The organism is Acidovorax sp. SUPP2539 (genome assembly GCF_030158975.1).
GTDB lineage: Bacteria > Pseudomonadota > Gammaproteobacteria > Burkholderiales > Burkholderiaceae_C > Paracidovorax.
Map to the genome: position 1 here is coordinate 57,501 of NZ_BQXJ01000003.1, position 20,543 is coordinate 78,043.

The 20,543-nt window shown below is 66.7% G+C and carries 13 protein-coding genes; 6 read left to right on the top strand and 7 right to left on the bottom strand.

Annotated features, from left to right (window positions below):
- Positions 1–40 precede the first annotated feature (40 nt).
- Entirely contained in the window at positions 41–2,854 is a 2,814-nt protein-coding gene (locus AVTE2539_RS11610) for a hybrid sensor histidine kinase/response regulator (protein WP_284410792.1), read from the bottom strand.
- A 245-nt stretch (positions 2,855–3,099) separates the two neighbouring features.
- Here AVTE2539_RS11610 and AVTE2539_RS11615 point away from each other — a divergent pair, with 245 nt between their 5' ends.
- Positions 3,100–3,978, top strand: coding sequence for a restriction endonuclease (locus AVTE2539_RS11615; RefSeq protein WP_284410795.1), 879 nt, complete (start codon positions 3,100–3,102; stop codon positions 3,976–3,978).
- Between the two features lie 103 nt (positions 3,979–4,081).
- On the opposite strand, the gene AVTE2539_RS11620 is transcribed toward AVTE2539_RS11615, so the two are convergent.
- The 4 genes from AVTE2539_RS11620 to AVTE2539_RS11635 form a co-directional block, all read right to left on the bottom strand.
- Positions 4,082–5,902 carry a RecQ family ATP-dependent DNA helicase gene (locus AVTE2539_RS11620; RefSeq protein WP_284410797.1) on the bottom strand — a complete coding sequence of 607 codons (1,821 nt, stop codon included), beginning with the start codon at positions 5,900–5,902 and terminating at the stop codon, positions 4,082–4,084.
- Positions 5,903–6,003: 101 nt separating this feature from the next.
- Positions 6,004–8,148: a TonB-dependent siderophore receptor gene (locus AVTE2539_RS11625; RefSeq protein WP_284410799.1), complete on the bottom strand. Its 2,145-nt coding sequence runs from the start codon at positions 8,146–8,148 to the stop codon at positions 6,004–6,006.
- Positions 8,149–8,287: 139 nt separating this feature from the next.
- Entirely contained in the window at positions 8,288–8,653 is a 366-nt protein-coding gene (locus tag AVTE2539_RS11630) for a hypothetical protein (protein WP_284410802.1), read from the bottom strand.
- Positions 8,654–8,712: 59 nt separating this feature from the next.
- A complete protein-coding gene (locus tag AVTE2539_RS11635) occupies positions 8,713–10,413 on the bottom strand; it encodes a sensor domain-containing diguanylate cyclase (protein ID WP_284410804.1) in 1,701 nt (566 codons plus the stop codon).
- Positions 10,414–10,486: 73 nt separating this feature from the next.
- On the opposite strand from AVTE2539_RS11635, the gene AVTE2539_RS11640 reads away from it, so the two are divergent.
- The 5 genes from AVTE2539_RS11640 to AVTE2539_RS11660 all read left to right on the top strand — a co-directional run bounded on the left by AVTE2539_RS11640 (position 10,487) and on the right by AVTE2539_RS11660 (position 17,525).
- A complete protein-coding gene (locus AVTE2539_RS11640) occupies positions 10,487–11,329 on the top strand; it encodes a plasmid replication/partition related protein (RefSeq protein WP_284410807.1) in 843 nt (280 codons plus the stop codon).
- Positions 11,330–11,453: 124 nt separating this feature from the next.
- Complete coding sequence (locus tag AVTE2539_RS11645) at positions 11,454–14,939, top strand: response regulator (RefSeq protein ID WP_284410809.1); 3,486 nt, start codon at positions 11,454–11,456, stop codon at positions 14,937–14,939.
- The gene (locus AVTE2539_RS11650; RefSeq protein ID WP_284410811.1) at positions 14,936–15,790 is read left to right on the top strand and encodes a CheR family methyltransferase; all 855 of its coding nucleotides are present in this window, start codon (positions 14,936–14,938) and stop codon (positions 15,788–15,790) included. The genes AVTE2539_RS11645 and AVTE2539_RS11650 overlap by 4 nt, the downstream gene beginning before the upstream one ends.
- Positions 15,787–16,374 carry a chemotaxis protein CheB gene (locus AVTE2539_RS11655; RefSeq protein WP_272567402.1) on the top strand — a complete coding sequence of 196 codons (588 nt, stop codon included), beginning with the start codon at positions 15,787–15,789 and terminating at the stop codon, positions 16,372–16,374. The genes AVTE2539_RS11650 and AVTE2539_RS11655 overlap by 4 nt, the downstream gene beginning before the upstream one ends.
- Positions 16,375–16,400: 26 nt before the next feature.
- The gene (locus AVTE2539_RS11660) at positions 16,401–17,525 is read left to right on the top strand and encodes a hybrid sensor histidine kinase/response regulator (protein ID WP_284410813.1); all 1,125 of its coding nucleotides are present in this window, start codon (positions 16,401–16,403) and stop codon (positions 17,523–17,525) included.
- A 141-nt stretch (positions 17,526–17,666) separates the two neighbouring features.
- Here AVTE2539_RS11660 and AVTE2539_RS11665 read toward each other — a convergent pair whose 3' ends face one another.
- The gene (locus AVTE2539_RS11665) at positions 17,667–18,059 is read right to left on the bottom strand and encodes a response regulator (RefSeq protein ID WP_502868910.1); all 393 of its coding nucleotides are present in this window, start codon (positions 18,057–18,059) and stop codon (positions 17,667–17,669) included.
- 95 nt (positions 18,060–18,154) lie between these two features.
- Positions 18,155–20,275 (bottom strand): catalase, encoded by a 2,121-nt coding sequence (locus AVTE2539_RS11670; RefSeq protein WP_284396370.1) that lies wholly within the window; start codon positions 20,273–20,275, stop codon positions 18,155–18,157.
- Positions 20,276–20,543: the final 268 nt, after the last annotated feature.

Genomic DNA, 20,543 nt, shown 5'->3' on the forward strand with positions numbered 1-20,543 from the left:
GCGGCGGGCGACCGGATCGTGGCGGGCCGTCAGTCCGGGTTCATGGGCGGGGATGCAGTGCTGCATCCTTTTCGTGGCGGGCGGCCAGCAGCGCTTTCAAGCGCTCCAGCAGCCGGCCCATGTCCACCGGCTTGGAAAAATGGTCGTCGAAACCCGCCTCCAGCGCGAGCAGCCGGTCGGCATCGCTTCCATAGCCTGTCAATGCAATCAAAGGAAGGTGCCTGGTATCTGGCTGCGAGCGGACGCGGCGCGCCAGTTCGTACCCGTTGATCTCGGGCAGACCGATGTCGAAGATGGCCGCGTCGAACCGTGCTTCGGCTAATTTGGCCAAGCCCTCGGCGGCACTGTAGGTGGCCTGTACCCGATGGCCTTCCATTCGCATCCATTCCGCCAGCAGGTCGGCGGCATCGTTGTTGTCATCGACCAAAAGCAATCGCAGTGCGGGCAACGCCTCCGATCCCGAATCTCCTTGCGGGTCATCGGTGGCTTGTCGTTGGCCGAGCAAGGGCAAGCGCAGCGTGAAAGTGCTTCCTCTGCCCGGTCCGTCGCTGTGCGCCTCAATGGTGCCGGAGTGCAGGCCCGTCAAGCTGCGGGCGATGGCCAGTCCCAGGCCGAGCCCTCCGGACGCGCGCTCCAATGCTTGCTCGCCCTGCACGAACCGCTCGAATACGTGGTGGAGCAGGTGGGCAGGAATGCCCACGCCCTCATCGCTGACGCGGAGCACGGCCCAGCCCGTCTCGCTGGCGAGTTCGATCCGGATGGGCGTTTCCGGCGGGCTGAATTTCGCGGCGTTGTTGAGCAGATTGCAGACGATCTGAACGAGCCGGAGCAATTCGCCCTGCACGAGGACAGGCCCGTTTGGCAGGGTCAGCTGGGGCATGGAGCTGCGTGCCTGCAAGGCGGGCATCGTCAGCTCCAGCGCACGCTCCACCACCTCTTGAAGATCCACCGGTTCCAGCGCCAGGGTGATCTTTCCCGACACGATTCTCGAGATGTCGAGCAGATCGTCCACCAGGCGCGACAGGTGCTTGACCTGGCGGCCGATGATTTCGCGTTCCCGGGAAAACGCCGTGGGATCCCGGCGGGCGATCAACTGAAGGGCCAGCACGATGGGTGCCAGAGGGTTGCGGAGTTCATGGCCCAGCATGGCCAGGAATTCATCTTTCGCGCGGTTGGCTGACTCGGCCTCGCGCTGCGCCTTTCGCGCCTCCGACAAGAGCAGTGCATTGTCCAGTGCCAAGGCTGCGCGTTGCGCGAGCTCGCCGATCAGTGCGCTGTCTTCCGCTCCAAAGATGCGGCTAGGGCCGGCCTGCAGCACCGCCATGGTGCCGATCGTGCGCCCACGCGCAATGAGCGGCACGACGCAGGCCGCGACGGCTTCGAATTCCGGCACAAGCGCTGAAATGTCTTTGCTGCGGCCGTCGTCTTCGCCAGTCTGGCCGGATGGATGCAGGCTGGGCTTGCCGGTCTTCAGGGCGGTGATCAGCACTTGCGGTGTTTCCGCGGAATGGACCGGCATGCTGTCTTGTTCGGCAAGCCTGCCGCTGTGCTCCGTCCATTTGGAATGGCTCAGCCTTGGCAGCAAGGCCCCTTGCTCATCCAGCAGATCGATCCGGCAGGCATCGCCGATGGCGGGCACCACCAGGCGGGCAATCGCGTCGAGCGTGTCCGACTCCTCCAGTGATCCGGAAAGCACGGCACTGGCATTGACCAGCAACCCCAGCCGCTGTTCGGCCGCCTGGGCCGCGGACCGTGCATGGCTTTCGAGCTGCAGCAACTCTTCCCGCTCTGCCTCGCTGCCGGCGCGTTGCACAGCGGCCGATTCGAGCGCCCGGGCCACGGCGTCGATTTCCATGATGCGCGACATGCCGGATGGCCGCAATTCGCCCCGGCCCAGGGCATCGGCGTCGTCTCGCAGGCTGCGCATGGGCATCGTGATGGACTTCGACATCCACCAGGCACCCGTGCCCCCGAGAATCAGCGATGCCAGAAGACCCAGCACGTAGGCCCCCGCGGTGCGCCACCAGGAGCTTTCTGCCTTCGACAGCGATGTGCCCAGGACGAGCGTCCAGCCCCCTTCGTCGAGCCGCGCGAGCACGGTCTTCGCAAGCACGCCATCGACATTGGTACTGGTGCCCAGGAGTTCTTGCTTGTCGTGGCCCAGTGCCTGGAAAAAGGGCTTGAGCGATTCACTGGGGCCGGAGCCCCGCCATTTTTCGTCGTCCACCGTACGGGCGATGCGAGCCAGCTTGGCATCGAAGACGGACACGTACCAACCTTCGGGAACGCGTTGCGCACGCAGCACGGCGGCAATGGCCTCCGGTCGAATGATGGCTGTCAGCACATATTTCACCACCCCATCCCGTACCACCGGAACGCGGACCGGAAAGGCCAGATTGCCCCCGGCACCACGCGCCATGGACCCGGCGACGGGCCGTCGGGTCTGGACTGTTGCGTCAAAGCTGGATCGCTCCACCACGTTCGCGCTGGTAGGGCGGTCTGTCTCGGTGGAGAACACCACCCGCCCTGAAGGGTCCGCCAGCAGCAAGCCCCGCCACTCCGGATGGGAGGCACGCACCGCCCGGCTGAGTGCGAGGGCCTGGGCTTTGCCCTCGCCATCCGCCGTGCCCAGCGGATCGGCCAGGGCCAGCGTTTGCAAGGCGGACATCGTCAGTCGCAACTCTCCCTCCACTGCCGTGGCCAGCGCGCGTGCGACACCGAGGCTCGAAGCCTCGTTTTGCGCACGCTGGCTTTCGAAAAGGGCGGACAGGGAGATGCCGCACACGACCGCCAGCGGCAGGATCGCCGCCGCAGCCACCAGCAGCAGTTGGGTTTTCAAGGGAACGGTGCGCACGGGTTTCGGAAGGCGTTGTGTCCACTGAGACGGGCGGGCGTGGCGCAATGGGCAGGCGGAGGCATGACCGTTTTGCGGCGTGGCCTGGGCGAAGGGCAGGCGTGAAAGGCGACAGCATGTTATCTCCGCCCGGGCAGATTCCTTCCCTCCTATCTTCCGCAAATTTCCCGGCCCCCTGGCCTCCGACCGGCGATTTGTTGCAAAATGTTCGATTGATCCGCTTGACGGAATGCAGGAGGGGAGAAATGGCAAGAAGACGTCAAAAACAAAGTGCCGCAGACGATTTCATGGATTGGGTGGCACGGCTTCCATGGTGGGTCGGGCTTGGCCTGGCGGCCATGATTTATTGGGCGCTGCACACGGTGGCATCCCAGCCCATGCCGGCGATGAGAACGTCGCACGAGATGGGGTTGGTGGTCACCGGTGCGCTCTGGCGCAGTCTGGCTTATGCCGGGCAATTCGTGCTGCCGCTTCTGTGCCTGATGGGAGCCGTGCTTTCCGCCCTGAGGCGTCGGGAGCGGCGCCATCTGCTGGACGACTGCGGGACCGCCAGCTCCAGCGCACAGGCCTTGCAAGGAATGTCCTGGCAGGCTTTCGAAAAGCTCGTGGGCGAGGGATTCCGGCGGCGCGGCTATGCAGTGCAGGAGCGGGCGCAAGAGGGCGCGGATGGTGGGGTGGATCTGGTTCTCACCAAAGCGGGGGAAATGTCCCTCGTCCAGTGCAAGCATTGGAAAGCCTTCCAGGTCGGCGTCCCGGTGGTCCGCGAGTTGTATGGCGTGATGGCCGCGCACGGGGCGTCCGCCGGCTTCGTGGTGACGTCCGGGCGCTTCACACAAGACGCTACGGCGTTCGCCAGCGGGCGAAATATCCGCCTGATCGATGGCGCAGCACTGCTGCAACTCATTCGCGAAACCACCGTTGATCGCAGCCCGCTCCCGCAAACTGCGTCCAAGGTGTCGGTCCCTTCCTCACCGCAGGAGACCCCGGCAGTGCGGTCCGAAGTGTCCTGTCCTCAATGCGGCAGCCGGATGGTGCGGCGCACCGCCAAGCGGGGCGTGCTGGCTGGTCAATCGTTCTGGGGATGCTCTGACTACCCCTCCTGCCGGGAAACGCGCAACGGCTGAAGGGGCTTTGCACGGTGCGCAGACCTTGCAGGGTTTGGACGCCCAGCGACGGCATGACCGGCAGGCCCCATTCAGCCAACCCACTCCGGTCTGTGGGCCCAGCTCAAGACAGCGGTTTGGCCCGCGCGCCCCGGGGAACAAACCGCTGCACGAAGTCCGGCTGAAAACAGCGTTGGGTCCCGTCGGCAAAATCCACCGTGACGGAAATCGCGTCGATGGCCGCCACGGTGCCCTGGCCATACCGTTTGACGCGAACGGTTGCCCCCAGTTCGAGCGCCTGGGCATCACGACGGGCTTGCGCTGCCGACGCGATGACCGGCTCTCCCATTTCGCCCAGGTCGGTCGCCCCCAGGTTCCGCACCGTGTCGGCAGCCCGCTCGGCCAAAGCCTGTTGGGCCAGATGGGCCATGCGAATGCAGTTGTCGCAGGTACCGCAACGCTGCGGTTCGTCCGATGGGTCGAAATACTCGAGCAGCACCTGCCAACGGCAGCGACCCGTCTGCGCATAGAACACCATGCGCTCCAGCGCCTGCTGGTCTTGCTCCCGCTTGTCGGCATAGGCCTGCAGGAGCGCACGCACCGACGCGGGCTCCAGTTCCGTCTTGCGCAGGGAGAGTGCGCCGCTGCGCGCTTTCGAGACAATCTTGTGCCGCTGCAGCAGGCCCAGTCCCACCTGCAGCTTGCTGCGGGGCCGGTCCAGGCGGGCCTGCAGGCTGTCTAGCGTCCAGACGCCCGGGTCTTGCGGCGCGGGATCGCGCAATGCCTGGTAAAGCGCGTCGATGTCGTCCGCGCTCGGGTAGCGGCCCGCCAGAAAGAACTGCTGTACCGCTTTGTCCTTGCGGAGAAACAGCAGCGTGCAGTCTGCTGGATCGCCATCGCGTCCCGCACGCCCTGATTCCTGATAGTACGCATCGAGGCCGCCCGGCATCTGGTAGTGCACGACAAAGCGGACATCCTGCTTGTCGATGCCCAGTCCGAACGCATTGGTGGCGACCATCACGCGGACCTCTCCCCGCATGAACGCATCCTGGGCTTCACTGCGCTCCGCGGCTGGCATGCGCCCGTGGTAGAGGCCCGCCGCCACATCCGCAGCGCGCAGCGCTGCATGAACCTCCTGCGCTGCTTTCACCGTAGCGGCATAGACCAGCCCGGAACCCTCGGCCGCTTTCACAATGTCGATGAGGCGCGCCCGCTTGTCCGCTTCGTTGGCCAGCGCTTCGGCGCGGTAGCGGAGGTTCGGCCGGTAAGTCCCCGTGTCGACGACGCCTGCGGCAGGAATGCCCAGTTGCTTGCGAATGTCCGCCGCCACCGGCCCGGCCGCTGTAGCGGTCAGCGCCAGCACGGTCGGGCGGCCGAGCCGTGCCACCGCTCCGGCGATTTCGAGAAAGGCCGGCCGAAAATCATGGCCCCATTGGGAGATGCAGTGGGCTTCGTCCACCGCGAGCAGGCCGATCGGGCCGCTGGAGGCGACCAAGGCCAGAAATTCTGCGTCGGCGAGCCGCTCCGGGGTGGTCAGCACGATGCGTGCGCTGCCATCGGCAATGGCCTGCTCTGCCTCGCGCGTTTCCTGCGGTGTGAGCCCGCTGTGCAGTTGCACGGCGGGAACACCCCGCTCGCGCAGCGAGTCGCATTGGTCCCGCATGAGCGCGATGAGCGGTGACACCACCACCGTCCTGCCTTCGATCATCAGGGCAGGCAATTGGTAGCAAAGCGACTTGCCCGCCCCGGTCGGCATCACCGCCAACGTGTTTTCGGACTGCAGCACGCGGTCGATCACCTCGCGCTGGCCCGCCCGCAGCTCGCGCAAACCGAACGTCTTCTTCAGCACCGACTGGATGCGTGCCGCTGACGGCTTGCGAGGTGCTCTCGGCTGGCGGGCACGTTTGGGGGAGGCGGGTATGGGCTGGGGCGGGATGACAGGCATAGGCTGCCATGCTGGCGGGGGCCGCATCTCCCCCGCGTCAGACGTTGCTCACGCCGGATGTCATCCGCTGCCTCTGCCCCCTCCACCCCCTGCGCGATGTGTCAGAAACGTGCCTGCACGCCCAGCGTCAACGCGCGCGCCGTGCCCGGTGCAACCCAGAGGCGGCTGTACGAACTGGTGTAGTACGTGGTGTCGAAAACATTGTCCACGTCCAGGGTCAGCCGCACGGCCGGGGTGATGCGCCAGTAGGCGACCAGCTTGGCTGTGCGGTAGCTGGGCAGATCGAAGGCCGCCGATCCCGCATTGGCCTCGGCCTGGGTGCGGGCCTGGCCCAGGCGGCGGCCGACGTGCGTGACGCCGCCCCCGATGCCATAGCGTTGCCCATTGTCGAAGGCGTTCTCGTACACCGCCAGCACGCTGCCATTGACCTTGGGCACGTTGAGCAGCCGGCCGCCGACCTCCAGGGTGTTGTCCCGGGTGATTTCCACGTCGTTCAGAACCAGGCTGGCGTTGACCCGCCAGCGGGCCGTCACCTGGCCTGCGAAATCCAGCTCCAGGCCCCGGCTGCGCACCTCGCCAGCGGCCACGGAATAGCTCGAATTGAGCGGGTCGGAGGTCAGTACATTGCGTTTACGGATGTCGAACAGGGCGGCCGTGGCACCCATGCGCTGGTCCGCGCTCTCCCACTTTGCGCCGACTTCCAGGGAACGCCCGGTTTCTGGATCGAAGGGCTGCGAGGCACTGTCGGACCCCACGTTCGGGCGGAACGAACGCCCCACGTTCGCGTACACCGTCCATTGCGAGGACGGCAGCCAGCTCAGGCCGACGCGCGGCGAGGTGGATGACGGCTCCTGGCGGACCGTGGAGCCATTGCGCCGGTTTTCCAGCGACTGCCGGTACTGGTCCACGCGCACCCCGCCCACCAGGCGCCACGTCGGCGACAGCTTGATGGCATCCTGAAAATAAAGCGCGGTGTTGCGCTGGCGCTCCAGGGTGTCCGTGTTGGGCAATGGCGTGGGCTGGGACTGTCCGTAGACAGGGGTCTGGATGTCGATCGCATAGGGGGAGGTCGCCGTGGGGTTGGCGCGCAGCATCAGCGTGTCCAGATGGAACTTGAAGCTCTCCACGCCGAACAGCAGTTCGTGTTCCATGCCGCCGGCCTTGACGTTGCCCTGCAGTTCGGCCTGCAATGCGATGTCGTCCGAGGCGAAGTCCCGAAAGCGGCGCTGGCGGGTCAGCAGGCCATTGGACTGCAGTGCGCTGGCTTCGGTGGAGAAGCCCTGGATGGAGGTCTCGCGGTACGACAAGCCCACGCGGCTGCGCCATTGCGGGCTCCATTCGTGCGACAGGATGAACTGATGGGTCTGGTTCTCCACCGTCACATCGCCATCGCCCGGCTCGCCCAGGAATCGGCTGCGCGGGATGGTGCCCAACCGATTGCCCACGGCCACGACGCCCCGGTCCAAAGGCGTGGCATGGCGCAGAAACTCCCCGGCGTATTCCAGCGACGTGTCGCGGCCCAGCTTCCAGGTGAATGCCGGGGCGACCACACGCCGTTCGGAACTCACATGGTCGCGGAAGCTGTCGCGGTCCTCCGCTGCCACGTTGAGGCGATAGGCGAAGTTCTCGCCGATGGGGCCGGTGCTGTCGAATGCGCCCCGCTTGAGGCCCTGGCTGCCCACGGAGCCCTCGACGGCGTTGGCTGCCTTCCACAAGGGCCGCTTGCTGACGATGTTCAGGGTGCCGCCGGGCTCGCTGCTGCCATAGAGCGCTGCAGCGGGGCCTTTGAGAAATTCGATGCGCTCCACGCCGGCCAGATCGCGCGGCGCGTTGAAGCCCCGGTTGGAGGAAAAGCCGTTCATCAACGTGGCCATGCCGGTGTTTTCATTGCCAGGCAGGCCGCGGATGGCCACGTTGTCCCACAGCCCGCCGAAATTGTTCTGGCGGGACACACCGCCCACATAGTCGAGCACATCATCGAGCCGCGTGGCGCCCAGGTCGTCGATGGCCTGGCGGGTGACGACCCGCACCGATTGCGGCAGCTCCCGCAGCGGCAGGTCGGTCTTGGCACCCGCGGATTCTTCGGCATGGTAGGCCCCGGACTCGGTGCGTCCGACGATCTCGACGGTGGAAAGTTGGGGCGCATTGTCGGCGGTCTGCGCCATGGCAGAGCCGCACGACAGCGCCGCCATGGCGAGCGTGAGTGGAAAGGGGGCGCGAGCGCCCCGGCAGGAAATGAGGAACATGGACGTACTGAGGAAAAATCGCCGGCCGCGATTCGGGGCGGCCGGATGGCATGCACGGACCCGCCCGCGACGGTAGCGCCGCCACGGCGAGAGAGAGAAGATCCAACTGGGATGCGACCGCCTTGCGGGGCGGCATGCATCAGGCGATGGGAAGAGGGGGATCGCGCGATGCAAAAGGCCAGCGGCCAGGTGCCGGCACGAAGGCAAATGCCGCTGTGGGCTGCGGGCAGTTGGGGCCGCCGCCTGCCTGCGGCACCGGTAGTCCGATGCCACCGGGCAGGGCGGCGGGCTGCGCGAATGCCATGCACCCGGCGCAGGGGCCGCGTTCCAACGCGTGCGCCAGCTTCGCCGGCTGCGGCGCGTCGTCTTGCACCACGCTGACGGCCTCCGGGCCTGTGCCGATGGCGACCCGCAGGTGCTCCGCCTCGTGCAAGGGCAGCCCGATGCACGTGTGCAGGAACACGGCAAGCAGGAGCAGGCGAAGGAGGGCGCGGCGATGGTTCATGGCGAGGGCGCCGAATCATAGCGGCGTCTCTGCCGCTTTCCCGCCGGGGTAAAAAGGTGTCAGGCGCTTTCGGTCGCCACCACCACCTGGTTGCGCCCTTGCTGCTTGGCCTGGTACAGGGCCTGATCGGCACGCTGGACGATGTCGGTTTCGCTGGTGTCCTTCAGGCTGCAAAAGCTCATGCCCAGGCTCACGGTCAGCTGGCCGACGGCCGGGAAGTGGCTCTGGCTCACCGCGACGCGGATCTTTTCGGCCACCACGCGGCCCTCTTGCCGGTCCTGCGGCTCCGGCAGCAGCACCACGAATTCCTCGCCGCCGTAGCGCGCCACGAAATCGGTGATTCGCACGCTGCCGGAGATCACCTGTGCCAGTTGCTGGAGCACCGCGTCGCCGGCCTGGTGGCCGTGGTGGTCGTTGACATGCTTGAAATGGTCGGCGTCGATGACCAGCAGCGCGAAGGTCCGGCCCGTGCGCTGAAAGAGCTGCACGTACTCGCGCAGCTTTTCGTCGAACCTGCGGCGGTTGTATAGGCCGGTGAGGGCATCGTGAATCGCCAGGTTCTCCAGTTCCTGGTTGGCCCGGTGCAGCGCCTGCGTGCGCTCCGCCACCTGGGCTTCCAGGGAGATGTTCAGTTGGGACAGCTCGCGCTCGCGTTCGAGCAGGGAGGCAGTCATCGACTGGAATGAGTGGTTGAGCTGCGTGATCTCCGACGCGTGTTCGTCGCCCGGATACACCGGCGTTCCAGCGCGGTTTTCGATCATGCGGGCGGCGCGGGCCAGCTGCTCGATGGGTCGGCTGATGCGCGCTGCCAGCCGGTAGGCCACCAAGGCGCAGGCCAGGGCCGTGAGCAGGCCGAGCAGAATCAGTTGCTGGCGCAGCGCCTTCACCGGAGCCAATGCCTTGTCCAGCGGCTGGCGCAGCACGATGCGCCAGCCCAGATCGGTGTGCGCCACGGTCGGTATCTCCACCATGCTGGTGAGGTACTCCGCGCCATCGCTCCATTGCAGGCGCTCCGACTGTGCCTGCGGCGAGGCACCGGCAGGAAGATTCAGCAGTCCGGCATGCTGGAACGGGTAAAGAATGTGCCCGGCCTTGTCCGCGATCAGCACCTCTGCGCCGTGCTGACCGACCCGGTTCACCACGATGGACTCCACCGTCTCGGTCACCCAGGACCAGTGGGCATGGGCACCCAGCACCCCCCGCAACTGGCCCTGTTCGTCCAGGATGGGGGCTGCAAAGTCGATGAAGCGCAGCGGCTGGTCCGGGTTGCGGTTGGGCAGCTGCTTGGCCAGCAGCACGGCCTCGTGCACGTCGCCCACGAACAGTCCGGAACGGGCGGACTGGAACCACGGCCGGTGCTCGACCTGGGCTCCGACCAGCACGCCATCGGTGGCTTGCGTGACCCGTCCGCTCGCGTCGGTGACGCCGATCCAGGCGTATTCGTTGTGGGTGGTCTTGCGCAGATCCAGCGCCTGCCGCATTTCCTGGGCGGAAAGGTCGCCGCGGGTGAAGAGTGCCAACTGGCGCAGGAGGTCGATCTCCTGGGCCCGCTCGCGCAGGTTGGTTGCCAGCAGGTCGGCGGCCGACCGGGCACTGGTGTGCAGCAGTTCGCCGCCGAACCGGGCCAGTTCCCCCGTGGCGATGTGGCCCACGTAAACCCCCACGCCCAGCAGGCTGGCGAGCGACAGCCCGCCGAACAGCAGGGTCAGCTGTCCTCTGAAGCTCTGGCGTGAGCCGTTGGCCTTGTCGGTGGTTTTCATACGCCTGGCGATTTTCTCCGGATCAGGATCGGCTCTCTACAATGCCGGCCCTTTGGTCCTGGAAACCCCGCCCATGCATATCGTCGTCAACGAAGAACTCAAGGCCTACATCGACCCCCTGAGCCCCGAAGAGCACGCGGCCCTGGAGCGCAGCCTGCTGGCGGAAGGGTGCCGCGATGCGCTGGTGCTGTGGGGCGAGGTGCTGGTCGATGGCCATAACCGTTACGGTATCTGCCAAAAGCATGGGTTGCCGTTCCAGACGGTTCAAAATCAAAATTTCCGCTCCATGGAAGACGTGCACCTGTGGATGATCGACCAGCACCTGGGTCGGCGTAGCGTATCGGACTTCCAGCGCGGCGTGCTGGCCCTGCGCAAGCGGGAGATTCTGGCTGATCGCAACGTGCGCGCTGCCAATGGCGAAGCCCTTCGGGAAGCGACCCCCGGCGAACCAGGGGATGGCGTGGAAACCGCCGATGCCGCCGCGCCTGGCCCGATCGCAGCCGATGCCCCGGCGCAGGCACCATCGCCAGAGCCCCAGCCGCTGTCCAGCCGGGAGGCCATCGCCAAGGCCGCACGGCTGAGCAGCAGCCAGGTGGTGATGATCGAAAAAATACGCAAGCAGGCCGCGCCCGAGGTGGTGGCCGCGGTCAAGGCGGGCGCCCTTTCGCTCAACGCGGCGGCGGCCGTGGCCACGTTGCCGCAGGACGAACAGCGTACGGCGGCCATGGCGGGAGGCGACGAACTCAAGCAGGCGGCCAAGCGGGTGCGCGAAGCCAAGCGCAAGCCGCGGGACGAAGCCAACGCCCCATCGCCCGATACGCTGCAGTCGTTGCGCGACCGCGTGGCCGAACTCACGGCCGAGAACGAGGAACTGCGTCGCCAGTTGGCGGCCTGGCAGGCGCAGCCAGGCACCTAGGGACAGGGCGCAAGGGCATTTGCGCCACCGCGCCCCACCTGTTCCGCGGGTATCCGCACCTTGTGTGCGGGTGTTACCGCCATGCCATTGGGCTCTATGATTTGGGCCCACTCCGATCCGCGCCATGACATCTAACGCCCCTTCCTCCCAGATCCAGCGAGGCATGCCGATCCGGCTGTTCGCTGGCTTCATGTTGGCCGCGTTGGCCACCACCATCATTGCCCTGTTCACCTACCAGTCGCAACAGGAGCGGGCCGAAGCGGTGACTCGCATCAATGCGGCCGTGGAATCGCTCACGCAGATGCAGACCGTCCTGTCCATCACGAAGGATGCGGAAACGGGGCAGCGTGGCTATCTGCTCACCGGTGAGACCCGCTACCTGCAGCCCTACACGGCAGCGCAGGCCTCGCTCAAGCCCGAGATGGGACGACTGCGCACCCTGGTTCAGGCGTCGCCCGAACAGGTGCAGCGCTTCGAGCATCTGCAGGCCCTGGTGGCACAGAAGATGGCGGAGCTCGACGAAACCGTGAACATGCGGCGCGCAGGCAATGTGGAGGGCGCGGCGGATGTGGTCCGCACGGACAGGGGCCGTGCGACCATGGATGCGATCCGCAACATCCTGCGGGAAATGCTGAACGCCGAGCGCCAGGAGTTGGACACCCGGCGCGGCGAATGGGACGCCGCAGCCACCTTCGGCGCGTATTTCACCTGGGTCAGTTCGTTCGTACTGCTGCTGCTGATCCTGATGTCCGCCGTGCTGGCTCGAAGCGATCACCGCGCCAAGGCCCAGGAAGACTGGATCAAGGGCGGCCTGGTGGGGCTGGGCAACCGGCTGCAGGGCGACCACCGCTTGAGCGATCTGGGCCCGATCGTGATGGACTACCTGGCGGACTGGCTGGGTGCGCGGGTGGGCGCGGCGTATGTGGCTGAAGGTGGTGGTGTGTTCCAGCGGTTCGGCAGCTATGCGCTGGCCGATCCGCAGGCCGGGGCCCGGGTGTTGAGCGGCCAGGGCTTGCTGGGGCAGGCGGCCGATTCCCGCCAGCTGATGCATGTGACGGACGTGCCGACGAACTACCTGCCGATCTCCTCGGGGGTGGGGCACGCCACGCCGGCCGAGATCGTGCTGGTGCCGGCCGTGCACAACGGCGTCGTGCATGCGGTGATCGAGTTCGGGTTCTTCCGCACGTTGCGCGATGCCGATCTGCAGTTGCTCACCCGCGCGTCGGAATTGCTCGCCACCTCCATCCGATCGGCCATCGACCGGACCCGGCTCGAAGCCCTGCTGGAAGAAACCCAGCGCCAGGCCGAGGAACTGCAGGCCCAGCAGGAAGAGCTGCGCGTGAGCAACGAAGAGCTCGAGCAGCAAAGCCGGGTGCTGCAGGAGTCCCAGGCCCAGATGGAAGCGCAGCAGACAGAACTGGAGCAGAGCAATGCCCAGCTGGAAGAGCAGACGCAGCAGCTGGAATACCAGAAGCAGCAGTTGCTGCGCGCGCAGGATGCCCTGTCGCAAAAGGCCAATGATCTGGAACAGGCCAGCCAGTACAAGAGCGAGTTCCTGGCCAACATGAGCCATGAGTTGCGCACCCCGCTGAACTCCAGCCTCATCCTGGCCAAGCTGCTGGCCGACAACAAGTCCGGCAACCTGACGGGCGAGCAGGTCAAATATGCCCAGACCATCCATGGCGCGGGCAACGATCTGCTGTCCCTCATCAACGACATCCTCGACCTGTCCAAGATCGAAGCGGGGCAGGCCACCATCTCCATCGAGCCGATGGACGTGGCCCGCGCGGTGAACGCGTTGGTGGACCCGTTGCGGCCCATCGCGCACGACAAGGGCCTGGCCCTGCACTGCACGGTGGAGCCGGGCGCCCCGGCTGCGTTGCAGACCGACGTGCAGCGCTTCGGCCAGGTGCTGAAGAACCTGCTGTCCAACGCCCTGAAGTTCACCGAGCAGGGCGAGGTCTCGCTGCGTGTCTTCGGCAACGCCGACGGCACGGTGTCGTTCGCAGTCGGCGACACGGGCATCGGCATTCCCGAGCACCAGCAGGAACTGATCTTCGAGGCGTTCCGGCAGGCCGATGGCAGCACCCACCGCCGGTACGGCGGGACGGGCCTGGGACTGTCGATTTCCCGGGACCTGGCGCAATTGCTCGGCGGCAGCATCACCGTGCGAAGCACACCGGGGCAAGGCAGCATCTTCACGCTGGTGCTGCCTCTGGTGGCACCCTTGAATGCCCCGCAGGACGCGGCGCGGCCCACCGCGCAGGCCTCGCCGGCCCCTGCGGCTCCGGCGCCCGCCGGCCGTCCTTCCGGCCTGTCCGCGCCGCCGGCAGACGGTGCGCCGGTCGTGCCGCCATCCGCCGGCGCGTTGCGGCGCCCGGCGAATGCCGTGGCGGACGACCGGGACCAGCTGGCGCCCGGCCGCCGCACCATCCTGGTGGTCGAGGACGACGTGCGTTTCGCACGCATCCTGCTGGACCTGTCGCGGGAGATGGGCTTTCAGTCCGTGATCACGCATACCGGTGGCGAAGGCCTGGCCGCGGCCCTCGAATACATGCCCAGTGCGGTCGTGCTGGACATGAACCTGCCGGACATTTCCGGCCTGGCGGTGCTCGACCAGCTCAAGCGCAACCCGTTGACGCGGCACATTCCGGTGCATGTCGTCTCCGTGGCCGACTACGCCCAGGAGGCCATGGGTCGGGGGGCCATCGGCTATGCGCTCAAGCCCGTCAAGCGCGATGAACTCGTGCAGGCGCTGCAGCGCATGGAAGCCAAGTTCACCCAGGCCATGCGCCGCGTGCTGGTGGTGGAGGACGACGAGCGCCAGCGCGAGAGCATGCACCACCTGCTGGCCAATGGCGATGTCGAGATCGTCGGTGCCGAGACGGCGCAGCGCGCGCTCGAACTGCTGCGCACCAGCACGTTCGACTGCATGGTGATGGACCTGAACCTGCCCGACCTGAGCGGTTACGAGCTGCTGGAGAAGATGGCCGGCCAGGAAGAGGTGGCGTTCCCGCCCGTCATCGTCTACACCGGCCGCTCGCTGTCGCGCGACGAAGAGCAGCGGCTGCGGCGCTACTCCAAGTCCATCATCATCAAGGACGCCCGCTCGCCCGAGCGGCTACTGGACGAAGTCACGCTGTTCCTGCACCAGGTGGAGTCCAAGCTGCCCGCGGACCGCCAGCAGATGCTGCAGATGGCCCGGGACCGCGAGTCCACCTTCGAGGGGCGCAACATCCTGGTGGTCGAAGACGACGTGCGCAACATCTTCGCGCTGTCCAGCGTGCTCGAGCCCACCGGTGCCAAGGTGCAGATCGCGCGCAACGGCCGCGAGGCGCTGGAGGCCCTGCAGCGTGCGCAGTCCGGCGACGCGGCCACGGTCGATCTCGTCCTGATGGACATCATGATGCCGGAGATGGACGGCTTCACTGCTATGAGCGAGATCCGCAAACGCCCCGAATGGCGTCGCCTGCCCATCATCGCGCTCACTGCCAAGGCCATGAAGGACGACCAGGAGAAGTGCCTGGCCGCCGGTGCCAACGACTACATCGCCAAGCCGCTGGATGTCGAGAAACTGCTGTCGCTCGTTCGCGTGTGGATGCCCAAATGAGCGAAGACCCGGCGGCGCAGCAGCAGCGAAAGAAGACGTTCGACATCGAGCAGCACCTGCTGGTCGAGGCCATCTACCGGCGCTACCACTACGATTTTCGCGGGTATGCGCAGGCCTCGCTCAAGCGCCGCCTGCAGACGGCGCTTACCCGTTTCCATTGCCGGACGGTGTCCCAGTTGCAGCACTTGGTGCTGCACGACCCGGAGGTGTTTCCTGCCATGCTGGAATACCTAACGGTCCAGGTGAGCGAGATGTTCCGCGACCCGACGTACTTTCGCGCACTGCGCGAGACCGTGGTGCCGGTGCTGCGCACCTACCCGTCGCTCAAGATCTGGGTGGCGGGCTGCAGCACGGGCGAGGAGGTGTATTCGCTGGCCATCCTGCTGCGGGAGGAGGGGCTGCTGGAGCGCACCCTGATCTATGCCACCGACATCAACGCCAATGCCCTGCAGAAGGCCGAGGCGGGCATCTACGCCATCGAGCGCGTGCCGGCCTTCACCGAAAACCACGCCAGGTCGGGCGGGCGCACCTCCCTGTCGGAGCACTACACCGCCGCCTACGGGCGCGTGGTGCTCGACAAGAGCCTGCGCAAGCACATCGTGTTCTCGGACCACAGCCTGGCCACCGACAGCGTGTTCGCCGAAGTGCAGCTCGTGTCCTGCCGCAACGTGCTGATCTATTTCGACCGCGACCTGCAGGACCGCGCGCTGGGCCTGTTCCGCGATGCGCTGTGCCGCAAGGGCTTTCTCGGGCTGGGGTCGAAGGAGTCGCTGCGCTTTTCTTCGCATGCCGGCGAGTTCGAAGAGCTCGTGCCGCAGGACCGCCTGTACCAGAAGAAGGGTGGGGCATGAGCGACCGCATCCGCCCGCAGGCGGTGGTGATCGGCGGCTCTGCGGGGAGCATCGAAGCGCTCTCGGTCCTGTTGCCGGCGCTGCCGTCCGGCCTGCGGGCCGCGGTCTTCGTGGTGCTGCACCTGCCGCGCGAGCGGCCCAGCCTGCTGTGCGAAATCTTCCAGCCGAGCTGTGCCGTGCCTTTGCGCGAAGCCCAGGACAAGGAGCCGGTCGAGCCCGGGACCGTGTACTTCGCGCCGCCGGACTACCATCTGCTGATCGATGGCGGGCCTTCATTGGCGCTGTCCGTGGATGATCCGGTGCATTTTTCGCGTCCGTCCATCGATGTGCTGTTCGAATCCGCGGCGGACGCGTATGGTGAGCGCTTGCTCGGCATCCTGCTGTCGGGTGCCAACAGCGACGGGGCGCAAGGATTGGCGGCCGTGCAGGCCGCGGGGGGCACCACGGTCGTTCAGGACCCGGACAGCGCCCCCGTGCCCTTCATGCCCGAAGCCGCGATGAGCGCCTGCACGCCCGGCCATGTTCTTTCCCCGCAGCGCATCGCTTCGCTGCTCGAGACCCTGTTCCATCGGAGAGCTTCTTGATACCCGCCCCCATCCCGCCGTCCCCCGTGCGCACTGCCCCGGTGAAGTGCCTGATCGTCGACGACGTGGAGGAAAACCTGATCGCCCTGGAGGCCTTGCTGCAGCGCGACGACGTGCAGATCCTCAAGGCCGCTTCGGGCTCCGAGGCCCTGGAACTGCTCCTCGTGCACACCGACGTGGCCCTGGCGCTGCTGGACGTGCAGATGCCCGAGATGAACGGCTTCGAGCTGGCCGAGTTGATCCGCGGCAGCGAACGCACCCGCCATGTGCCGCTCATCTTCATGACGGCGGGCTCGCGCGACCAGAACTGGCAGTTCAAGGGCTACGAGACCGGCGCGGTGGACTTCCTCTACAAGCCCATCGATCCGCACGTGCTGGTGAACAAGGCCAACGTGTTCTTCGACCTGCAAAAGCAGAAGGTGGCCCTGGCGCGCGAACTGCAGGAACGCACCGAAGCCCTTCGGGTGAACGAAATGTTCATGGCCGTGCTGAGCCATGACCTGCGGGGACCGCTGAGCGCCCTCCTGGCGAGCGCGCTGGTGCTGCAGCGGCCGCAGGAGCCCGACAAGGTGCAGGCCATCGCCGGCAAGATGCAGTCGAGCGCGCAGCGCATGGGCCGCATGATCGAGGACCTGCTGGATGTGACGCGGGCGCGCCAGTCCGGCGGGCTGCCCGTGAAGACCGGGCCCGCCGACCTGGGCGAGCTGGTGCAGCGTCCGGTGAACGAGCTGCACGTCAGCCACCCCGACCGGACTATCGAGGTCACGCAAAAGGGCAACCTGACGGGCCAGTGGGATGCCGAGCGCCTGTGCCAGGTGGCGGCCAACCTCCTGGGCAATGCCATTCACCATGGCGATGCGGCCGAGCCGGTGCAGGTGACGCTGGACGGCACGGCGGCCGACCGGGTGGAGCTCACCGTGCGCAATGCCGGGACGATCCCCTCGGCGCTGGTGCCCCACCTGTTCGATCCGTTCCGGGGGCGGGAGCGCGAGCCGGGGCAGCACCAGGGGCTGGGGCTGGGCCTCTACATCGTGCACCAGATCGTGCAGCGCCACGGTGGGCGCATCGACGTCTGCTCGCGCGAGGGGCACACGGCCTTTCATGTGCAGTTGCCCCGCCAACCGGCCGCGGCCCGTCCGGCAGCGCGCTGATCTGCCCCACGGGCCGCATGCGGCCTGGGCCGGCTTCAGGGAGCGTTGGGATCTATTGGCGTGGCTGCGGCGGCTGCGCTGCCAGAAGAACGAAAAAAAGGGGGCACGAAGCCCCCCGTTCACTGTGGCGGTGCTCTGCGGTCAGGCAGGGTGATTGGAGCTGGATCCGCGCAATTGGTCGCGGATCGAATCCATGAGCTCTTCCAGCTCTTCCAGCTCGAACGGCTTGAGCAGCGCACGCACATTGGGGCCCAGGGCATTCAGGCCGTGGCCGAACTGGTAGCCCGAGCACAGCACGATCCAGCGCTGCGGATTTTCCGCCACCAATTGGCGGCACAGGTCGGTGCCCGACATGCCGGGCAGGCTGACGTCGGTGACGACCAGGTCGTAGGCGCCCTGCGCATCCAGCGTCAGCGCCTCTTCGGCGGTGGCGCACAGCGACACCTCCCGGTCGTCCCCCTCCAGCAGCATGCCGATGGTCTCGCGGAGTTCCGCGTTGTCCTCAACGTAAAGGATGCGCAAGGGAGGGGTCATGCTGTGGTCGATCCGGTCGAGCGGTGTGTGAAGGTCTCCGGCTGGCGGTCGCGCGTCAGTGGAAAACGGGGTGGAGGGGTGGGCCAGCGCTTGCATCATGCCAGCGTGCGCACGGAAGGTTCGCGCGCCCATTGTCGCGTGGTGGCCGCTTGAATGAAAGCAGCGGTCTCAGCGGGGTCCACCACGCCGGCGTCCGGCTGGATGCCGGCGGCCTTCAGGATCGGCTGCGAACCCTTGCATGCGGCGATGGCCTTGAGGTGACCGAAGGCGTCACGGAACCAGTCCACGGCGGCGGCTTCGCGCGACAGTTGCTCGCCCGCCTCGGGCGACAGGACCGAGGCCACCGCATCGAACACCGTGGAGGGCGTGCCGGCCAGTTGGCCATCGGCCGGCAGGCGCGAGCCATCCGCGAGCACGGCGCCGCCCACCTTCGGGGCTACGATCTTCACCGTGGCGCCGGCCTTTTCCGCCGCCTTGCGCAGCGCGGCGATAGGTGCGGCGGCCGAGCCGTCCGCCACCAGGATGCCCACGCAGCGACCCTCCAGCGTGGGCTTCATGCGGTCGATGATGCGCAGCGCGGGCGACAGCGGCAGGTCCTGCACGGCCGCAGCGGCAGGGAAGGGCTCGGGGAGCTCGGGCATGCCCAGCCCATCGGCCACGCGGCCGGCCAGGCTGTCATCCACATTGCGCAGCTGCGCCACCACGGCCGTCCGCACGGCGGGCGTCTCGACCTTGGACAGCTCGAACACCAGCGCCGATGCCATGTGGGCCTGCTCCAGCGGGCTCTGGCTGCGAAAGAACATGCGCGCCTGGCTGTAGTGGTCGGCAAAGCTCTCGGGCCGCACGCGGCCCTTGGAGCCGCCATCGGCCACTTCAGCGAAATGCCGCGTGCCCTGCGCCAGCGAGGCGCGCGGGCTGTCTCCGAGCAGGCTGCTCGGCTCATAGGCCACGCGACCCTTGGGCACCTGCATCTGCATGTGGCCATCGCGCTGCATGTTGTGGAAGGGGCACTTGGGCGCGTTGATCGGGATCTGCACGAAGTTCGGGCTGCCCAGGCGCGACAGCTGAGTGTCCAGGTACGAGAACAGGCGGCCCTGCAGCAGCGGGTCGTTGGAGAAGTCGATGCCCGGCGGCACGTTGGCAGGGCAGAACGCCACCTGCTCGGTCTCGGCGAAGAAGTTGTCGGGCCAGCGGTTGAGCACCATGCGGCCGATCATCTTGAGCGGCACCAGCTCTTCGGGGATGAGCTTGGTGGGATCCAGATGGTCGAAAGGAAACGCCTCGGCCTCTTCCTCGGTGAACAGCTGCACGCCCAGTTCCCACTCGGGGAAGCTGCCGGCCTGGATGGACTCGAACAGGTCGCGGCGATGGAAATCGTTGTCCGCCGCCTGCAGCTTCAAAGCCTCGTCCCACACGGTGGACTGGATGCCCAGCTTGGGACGCCAGTGGAACTTCACGAACGTGCTCTGGCCTTCTGCGTCGAGCAGGCGGAAGGAATGCACGCCGAAGCCTTCCATGGTGCGCAGGCTGCGCGGGATGGTGCGGTCGCTCATGGCCCACATGATCATGTGCATGGCCTCGGGCATCAGCGAGATGAAATCCCAGAACGTGTCGTGCGCGCTGGCCGCCTGCGGAAAGCCGCGGTCGGGCTCCATCTTCACGGCATGCACCAGGTCGGGAAACTTCATCGCATCCTGGATGAAGAACACCGGGATGTTGTTGCCCACCAGGTCCCAGTTGCCTTCTTCGGTGTAGAACTTGACGGCGAAGCCGCGCACGTCGCGCGGGGTGTCCACCGAGCCGGCGCCGCCGGCCACGGTCGAGAAACGGCAAAACAGCGGCGTCTGCTTGCCCACCTCGGTGAGGATGCGGGCGGTGGTGTATTTCGACAGCGATTCGGTCAACTCGAAGAAGCCGTGCGCGGCCGTGCCACGGGCATGCACGATGCGTTCAGGAATGCGCTCGTGGTCGAAATGCGTGATCTTTTCGCGGAGGATGAAGTCCTCCAGCAGCGTGGGGCCACGGGGCGTGGACCGCAGCGAATTCTGGTTGTCCCCGACCGGAATGCCCTGCTGGGTGGTGAGCACCGGGTGGGCGCCTCCGGCCTGCTGCTGCAACTCGCCCCCGGTGCCGCGCAGTTCTTCGCCTTCGTGGGCCTTGGACGGGGGGGCGGAGGCCTTTTTCACGGGACGTTGAACTGCGGGTGCTTTTGCCATGGAGGGGCCTTTTGGTTGATTACCGTGGGACCGCCGATCTTTTGCCGCGCAGGGGAGCGCTGGTGTAGGACAAGCCCGCGTCGGCCGAACTGCCCGCGGGGCGGATCGCCGGGGGACCTGCCGTGGGGGCTGGCACTTCGATGCGCTCTCCACTGACAAGGCGCGCTCGCGATGGGACACATACTCCAGCAGCGTCTGGTGCGGCATCGATCAGGTTCCTCACCCAACAGACGCAGGCCCTTTCCCCTCTACCACCACGGCAGGCCCC